The 8659-nt window shown below is 32.9% G+C and carries 4 protein-coding genes; all 4 read right to left on the reverse strand.

Going from position 1 to position 8659, the window contains the following annotated elements; all coding sequences use genetic code 11:
• Window positions 1-46: 46 nt before the first annotated feature.
• Complete coding sequence (locus tag HMPREF0528_RS05915; protein WP_004895900.1) at window positions 47-2689, reverse strand: YfhO family protein; 2643 nt, start codon at window positions 2687-2689, stop codon at window positions 47-49.
• 62 nt (window positions 2690-2751) lie between these two features.
• Complete coding sequence (locus HMPREF0528_RS05920; protein WP_034525348.1) at window positions 2752-5427, reverse strand: YfhO family protein; 2676 nt, start codon at window positions 5425-5427, stop codon at window positions 2752-2754.
• A gap of 82 nt (window positions 5428-5509) precedes the next feature.
• Complete coding sequence (ftsH, locus tag HMPREF0528_RS05925; protein ID WP_004895905.1) at window positions 5510-7636, reverse strand: ATP-dependent zinc metalloprotease FtsH; 2127 nt, start codon at window positions 7634-7636, stop codon at window positions 5510-5512.
• Window positions 7637-7719: 83 nt separating this feature from the next.
• The coding region (locus tag HMPREF0528_RS05930; protein ID WP_034525270.1) for a PP-loop family protein at window positions 7720-8659 on the reverse strand (940 nt) is incomplete at its 5' end.

Here is an 8659-nt window from a genome sequence, read left to right on the forward strand (position 1 = left end):
TTCTCCTAAAAAATAAAGCCTATAAATTATAGACTTTATTCTTTGACTAATATTTTTTCTTTTCCAAGTACCCATTAAATACCACTAGTAAGATTATACCTATGATACTTGTTATAACTCCAATAAGCAATCCAGGAGTCCTATATCTCATTACTACCGTATGTTTACCAGGTTTCATATCTAAACCAATAAATACATCCAGAGTTCGGCTCACCTTAACTGGTTTACCGTCTACTTTTACTTTCCAGCCCCTACTGTATGGAATAGTAGTTACCAGATTTTCGTTTTTAGTGGTATTTATTTTTCCTGATAGATAATTATCTCTAAAAGTTGTTAAGTGCATCTGTTTTTTATTATTAACTTGTGAAACTTTAGATCGCAATAAAGTTGAATTAATATTTACTAAGCGTGGCATTTCACTAGTCAGAATTCGTTTATTTTCTGCTAGTCTCCACTTAATTTGGACCTGTCCTTTTTGATTTGCTCGAACACCAATTAGTTGTTTAACTTGTGGTTGAAGTCGAACATCCTTTTTATCAATGGTAATACTTAATTCAGGCTTATTGTTTCCATCCTGCGTTGCATGATAAGTAGTTAGTGGATCCGCAAATCCCATTAAATCTTTACCAAATTGGACATAGGCCGTTTCTTTTGGTTTCAAACCGTCAAAAGTAAAAGTTACACTTCCCGCTTTATCAGATGTCCGAGTTACTGTAAACTTCTTCTTTTCTTGATTCAACTTACTATCAGTTACTTTAATTTTTGCAACTTTTGGACTATAAGTTAAGACATTTCCTTGAGTTTGAGTTAACGAATTTAAAACTAGATTTTGATTATAAACAGGATCATTACTCTTAAATTTTAAATTATTAGATAAGTTACCAGCAAAAATAAGTGGTAATGTATCAGTTCGATATGCTGTGTACTGCTTTTCTTTTAATAAAATTTGATTATTTTTCAAATCATCTCTCAGCCCATAACTAATATATTCAGGAGAGATACTCTGACTTGGTAAGGAATTATCAATAACACCGCCAATATTTAAAATAGCATCAGTCACTACTGTTCCGGTTTTATAGAAATAATAATAACCATATGCTGATAATCCTAAGTTAGCATATAATTTACTAATTTTTGGATCATTATTAGAAGAAAAAATCTCTGCTCCTTTGTAGTTAAATGCATAGCTTTCACCACGATCATTATTTAAAAAATAATTTTTGGCTATTCTTTTACTTTTAACACCGGCTGGCAAATGATCAAATAACTCTTGGTTTTCTGTTACATAATTAGAGTATATGTTACTTCTCATCCCTATTCGATCCAACATCAGATAACTACTAATAGCAATCTCTACTACTCCTACCATCACAAGAGCAAAACGAAATGATTTATGGTCTGAAAAATAAAGTAAAAGACTAAATAAAATAATTAAGCCCAGCGAAACCAACATATACATATCGTATTTTCCATAGTGCAATCTTAAGACAGTCACTACAAGTCCAACAACGAAATAGATTCCTGATGCTAATAGAAGTTGTTCTTTCTTTAAATCGAAACTTGCTAATTCTTTTGCAGCTAATAATAAAATCCAAAAGATAATAATAAAACTAAATCTATATGGAAAACCAACTGGTTTTTGTCCTCCATGCCAGAAAAGATAAATTTTTGTTTGAACCAAACTTAGTAGAAAAACTAGACCAATCACTAAGTTAATAATTCTTTCTTTTTTTGAATTCTTATTATCAATAAAGTACAAAATAAAAATAATTATTGTCAAAGTACCAATAAATAAAAGGGGCGATCCATTAAAGGTATTTTTCATAAAGAGAGCAGATATACTTTTGGCAATTGAAGAAACGGGACTTAGTCTAAAACCTTCATTGATAGTATGTTCAGCAAATTTATTATTAGATAAATTCATCCAGGTTGGTAAAGTAACAACCGCACTAATTAGCCCACTAATTAGTGAACTTATTACAAAATCAATTATCTGCTGGATGAATATTTTTTTATCCTTAAAATTATTGATTGTATAAGCACAAAAGGCAATTACCATGAAGATACAAATCATGTAGCCAATATAATAGTTAAAAATTATGGCACATGCTAGCAAGACAATATAAAGAGTCCAGTGTCTTTTAACTAAACCTTTGATCAGAGCATAAATAATTAATGGTAATAAGATTACCCCATCGAGCCACATTAAATTTGCTCCATATCCGATGCAGTATCCACTTAATCCATAAATAATCCCCAGAAAAACTGAATAGATCTGATTTTTAAAATTGAAAAAATTTAAGATTAAAAATGTAAATGCTGCACTAGCTAAACCTAATTTGATAATAATTATTACATAAAGTGCTAAATTTATTTGACTAGCTGGGAATAATAAAATTAGTAAATTAAATGGGCTAGCAAGATAGTAACTAATGTTTCCAGCCATATCCGCGCCTAACCCATTAGCAAAACTAAATTGCAAACTGTTCCAGTTTCCTAAAATCAAACGACGAAGATATTGAAAAAATGATAGATATTCATCTGGTAAATCTCCGCCCCATAAAACTCCACCTAAAAACGGATTACAATTTGCCAAACTAGATACAATTAGGAAAATCGCTATAGTTATTCCGAAACTTATCAAACACAGTTTCAGAATATTTTTCTTTTCTTTACTCAACTTTTTCATTATTATCCTTAATTCTAAATACACCCCTCTAATTTTAGAGGGGTGTACAATCTTTATTTCACCTATTTATTAGTTTTCTGACTAATAGATGTTTTATTTTTCTTTAGATAGACCGTATATATAGCTAAGGCAATAATACCGATAATGCTTAGTAAAGCACCGATGACGAAACCAGGTGTTCTATATTTGAAAGTTATTTGATGAGTTCCCGGCTTTAATTTTAAGCCAATAAATACTTTCAAAGTTCGATTAATTTTAACTGGTTTTCCGTCAACTTCTGCTCGCCATCCTTTACTGTAAGGAATGGTGGTTGCTAAGTTTTCATTTTTATCAGTCTTTACTGTTCCAGCTATATAGCTATCCCTAAACGCAGAAAACTTCATGCGATTATTTTGAGCTTTTTTAACCTTATCTTCTAATGCAGTCTGATCAATATTCACAAAACGTGGATATTTAAACTCAACTTCATTTGACTTTCCGTCTAAAGTCATCTTCACTACCAGTTTTCCGTCTTTATCAGCTTGAACTCCAATAAGTTGATCTGTGTATTGTTGAAGATGAACATCTTTTCCATTAATTGAGACAGTAAATGGTAAACGGTAATCCGGCTTTTGCTTCATTTGATAGCTATTTAAAACCACAATCTGCTCCATTAAATTCTTACTAAAGCGGATGTACCCAACTTGATCAGGTTTCAAATTGTTATATGTAAAGGTTATAGTACCAGGATTTTCGGAAGTTCTCTTAGCTTTAAACTTACCTTTCTTAAATTTAAGATTTATATTCTTAGAATTAATTTCAGCATTTTTAGAGCTATAGCTCAAAACATCTTTTTTAGTTTGAGTTAAAGAATTTAAAACCAAATTTTGATTATATACTGGATTTTCTTCTTTAAACTTCAGCTTATTAGCTAAACCACCTGCAAAGGCAAAAGGTAAAGTTTCATTTCGATAGGCCGTCTTATCACCCTGTTTTAGAATTACAGGGTGGTTCTTTAAATCATTTCTCAAACCATAGCTAATGTATTCTGGTGAAACGCTTTGATTAGAAAGCGAACTATTAATAAATGTTTTTACATTAAAAATAGCATCTGTTACTACGGTACCTGTTTGATAATAGTAGAAATAACGAAAAGTTGAAAAACCAAGATCTGTCATTAATGAACTAATGCGAGAATCATTATTTGATGAAAATTCTTCCATCCCCCGGTAATTAAAAGTGTATCCCTCACCGCGATCATTATTTAGTTCATAGTTTTTAGCCAATCTACCCGTTTTATCAGAATTTGGAATTCGAGAAATAATACTCTGATTCTCAGACACATAAGATGGATATGCTCCACTTTTCATTCCGAGATGATTCAACCCAATATAGGCATTACCAGCTAATTCAACTAATCCTACCAATAATAAAGTTATACGAACAAATCGTTTATCAGAGAAATAAACCAAGATTCCAAATATAATTACTAGGACAACTGCCAGCCAAGCATAACCGTTCCATGGTCCAATTCTACGACGAATATATACAGCTGCTAAACTAATAAGTAAGTAAATTCCAGCAGCAATAAGTCTTTCGTTTTTACTTTCTTTTCGATACTCACTTAAATTAGAGAGTTCCTTTGCTGCCAAAAGTAAAAACCAGAATACAATAATAAATCCAAAACGATATGGATAAGCAATAGTTTGTTGACCACCATGCCAAAAGAGATAGATTTTTGGCACAGTAATACTCAACACAAAAAATAGTCCAATAACTAGATTAGTAATTCTTTCTTTGATAGAGTTACGTCCATCAATAAAGTAAAGAATAAATACAATTAAAACTAACGTACCAACAAAAATTGGTGCCCAATCATTGTAAGTATCACCAATAAATAATCTTGAAACAGCTTTTCCGCCACTAATTAAAGTTTTAATTTCAAAATTAGAATTAAAGTCTGCCTGAGATAACTTATTGCTAGAAAGGTTAAAGAAAGTTGGCAGGATAACTACTGCGCTGATTAACCCACTAATGATTGAACTAATTGCAAAACCGGTAAATTGATGAAGAAAAGTTTTGCGATTTTCAAAATTGTTAACTGTATATGCCAAAAACAATATTACTAAAAAGATACAAATCATGTAGCCAATATAGTAATTAAAAATAATAGCACATGCTAGTAAAACACTGTAAGCCAGCCAAACATTCTTCCGGATTCCTCTGATCAGTGCATAGGAAATTAACGGAAGTAAGACTAAACCATCAAACCACATTACATTTCCAGCATACGCAATCGAATATCCGCTCAAGCCATAAGCAATTCCTAAAAAGACAGGATATGCTTGATACTTAAACTTAAACAATTTCAAAGTCAGCCAAGTAAAGGTTCCACTCATTAAACCTAATTTGATCAGGATAATAATATACACAGCAATATTCATTTTACTTGCTGGGAAAAGGAACACAATAAAATTGAGTGGGCTAAGAAGATAATAGCCAATATTTCCGGCCATATCTCCACCCAAACCATTGAGAAAACTAAATCCTGCACTACTCCAATTACCGAGCATTAAATGACGATAATATTGAAAGAAGGACAAATATTGATTTGGTAAATCCCCACTATACAGAACTCCCCCAAAGATTGGATTACAATCTGTCAAAGTAGATAAAAGGAAAAAGAAAACTATAGTTGTTAAACAACTTATTAGGCTTATCTTTAAAATCTTTTTTTCTTTTTTACTTAAATATTTCATTCTTAATACCAAAAAACTCCTTTCTAAAATCTGTAATTTCAGTATTAGAAAGGAGTTTAAACATCACTCTTACAATAAACTCTTAATCATCCTTATTTTCATCTGAACTATGATCCTCAGAATCATTCTTTTCAGATGGTGGATTAAGTGGAATATTATCAATATTCTTATGATCATCAGGAAGTGGATGAATATCTTCTTTATCATCCTTGTTTTCAGTTTCTTCTCTTTGTTGATCCTTCTTTTCCATTGCGGCTTTTGCCTCTTCATAAGTTGAAGCTTTAGACTCACTTGGAAATTCATTTTCATCATTTTCAGGCATTTTACCAGTCTTGAATAATGAAAGAATTTGTTTTTCGTTTAAAGTTTCATACTTGAGTAAAGCTTCTGCAATAATCTTATGAGTTTCACGGTGACTCTTAATGATATCAACTGCTTGTTTATGACCTTCATCAAGAATTTCTTTAACTGCTTCATCAATCTTAGCAGCTGTAGCTTCACTATATGGCTTAGTTCCATAAGGTGATTGCATACTTGGGGATTCAAGCTCAGTCATACCAACATCAGTCATACCATATTGAGTAACCATGCCCCGAGCGATGTTAGTTGCTTGTTCAAAGTCATTTGAAGCACCAGTAGACTTATCGCCCACAACTACTTCTTCACCAGCACGACCACCCATTAAACCAGCAACTTGTTCCATCAACTGCTTCTTAGTAATGATGTTTTCATCTTCTTTTGGAAGCATGATGTTATATCCACCAGCACGGCCTCTAGGAACAATTGTAACCTTACGAACAGTTCTTGAATCACTAAGAACCAATCCAACAATTGCGTGTCCTGCTTCGTGGTAGGCAACACGTTTTCTTTCTTCTGGAGAAATAACAGTATCTTTCTTAGCTGGGCCGGCAATAACTCTATCTTCAGCTTCATCAATATCAGAAGCTGTAATTTCAGTCTTATTACGACGAGCAGCAACTAAAGCAGCTTCGTTTAAAACATTTTCAAGATCAGCACCAACGAAGCCAGGAGTTTGACGTGCTACTTCCTTTAAATCAACATCAGGAGCTAAAGGTTTATTCTTAGCATGAACCTTTAAAATAGCTTCACGGCCTTTAACATCTGGGCGACCAACTAAAACTTTACGGTCAAAACGACCTGGACGAAGAAGTGCGGGATCAAGAACATCAGAACGGTTAGTAGCTGCCATAACAATGACACCTTCATCACCTTCGAAACCATCCATTTCAACCAGTAATTGGTTTAAAGTTTGTTCTCTTTCGTCATGGCCACCACTTACGCCATTACCACGTTTACGCCCAACAGCATCAATTTCATCAATAAAGATGATACTTGGTGCATTTTTCTTAGCTGTTTCAAACAGATCACGTACACGAGATGCACCAACACCGACAAACATTTCTACAAAGTCTGAACCAGAAATTGAATAAAATGGTACACCGGCTTCACCTGCAACTGCACGTGCAAGTAAAGTTTTACCAGTACCTGGAGGACCCTCAAGAAGAACACCAGCCGGAATTCTAGCACCTAATTTAGTATATTTTGCTGGATTCTTTAAGAACTCAACAATTTCAACCAATTCTTGCTTTTCTTCTTCTTCGCCAGCTACATCTGAGAATCTAACCTTGTTTTTACTTGGATCTTGTGGCTTAACATGTGACTTACCAAAGTTCATCATACCGCCGCCACGGCCTTGTCCACCCTGATTCATCATCATCCAAAGCATGACAATAAAAATCAAAGTTGGGACAAGCATCACAATCGTAGAGATCCAGGTTCCAGATTGAGATTCACCTTGTCCAGAAATAGATGCCCCACTCTTTTGGGCAAGATCGGAAATTGTCTTAACCATTGAGTCATTTTGAAGCATCGTAGTACTGAACCGGGTTACTTCATTACTACTTTGTGAACTTGGAATTAGTCCAAATCCATTATTATTTTGATTATTTGACTTTTGAGCTTTCTTATAAGATCCAGTAACCGTATATACACCATTAGATGGTTGTACATTGATACTCTTGACTTTACCCGCTTTTAAATCTTTTACTAATTGAGAATAACGGATATTTTCTGTGGAACCATTACTACCGGAGCCTCCCACGGCCCAATTGATTCCAGCCAAGAGGATCACGAATACTATGATATAGAAAAGACCGTTAGAAAGCAGTCTATTTCTTCTATTTTTCATCTATTAACCTCCGCGACACTTCTTGGAATTACTTCAACGATTTTACCACAAATTATGCTTTTACCATAGAACTTTGCATAAACTTAAAAATAAATATATACATTATAGCGTACAAAATTGGGGTTATATTCTTGATTTTGATAAATACTTTCAACATAGACTGGATTTTCCTCTTGCCAGACTGTCAAACAATACGGCCTTAAAGCTAAAGGAATCCCATTTTCAGCAAATTTTTTCTTGGCCTTAGTTTGTTTTCCTGTAGCTAACTTTAATGTACTACCTTGTGGCAAGCTCCCTACCTCTAAATACTTTGCTTTTTCGCCATAAAAATAACCAGCCAATTTTTGTGACTTTTCATCCTGGGTAATTAAATATTTTTTTCCGTTCAAAGAAAATTTTTCATTTAATTTAACTAGTTTTTTTTTAGGATCAATTACAGCTAATTCATTTCTATTAATCAAATAGTAATATTTTTGATAAAAAAGTAATTGAAAATTTTCTTTATTGAAAATCACATTTTTATTCAAGTCAATTTCATCAAAATGGATTCTTTGATGCCACTTTTTATAGATTAAATAATCGAAAAAAGCTGCCGCTTCATGTGTATTTAACCGAGCTAAATCTTCCTTTTTACCTCGTAGCGCTTTACTAAAATTTATTGGAGAAGGTAAACTATCAAAGAAATCACTCTGACACTTTGAAAGTAACGCTACACTCTCACTAAAATGGTTAGCATTTTTAACTAGATGAGTTGTCTCTTTCTTTAATAATGGAACAACGTGATGTCTCAAACGATTTCTTAAAGTGTCATCTTCAAAATTAGTTTTATCTTCAATGAAATCAAGATGATGGTCCTCATCATATTTCAATAATTCATCTTTGGAATATTTAACTAAAGGACGCAACAATTTCATTGAACCGAGATTTCCCACAATTTGAAGACTATTCATTTCAGCTACATCCCCAGAGCGAATAAACTTCAATAAAATATTTTCAATTAAATCATCCCCGTGATGTGCTGTT

This window comes from Lactobacillus johnsonii ATCC 33200, from assembly GCF_000159355.1.
Taxonomy (GTDB): Bacteria; Bacillota; Bacilli; order Lactobacillales; family Lactobacillaceae; genus Lactobacillus; species Lactobacillus johnsonii.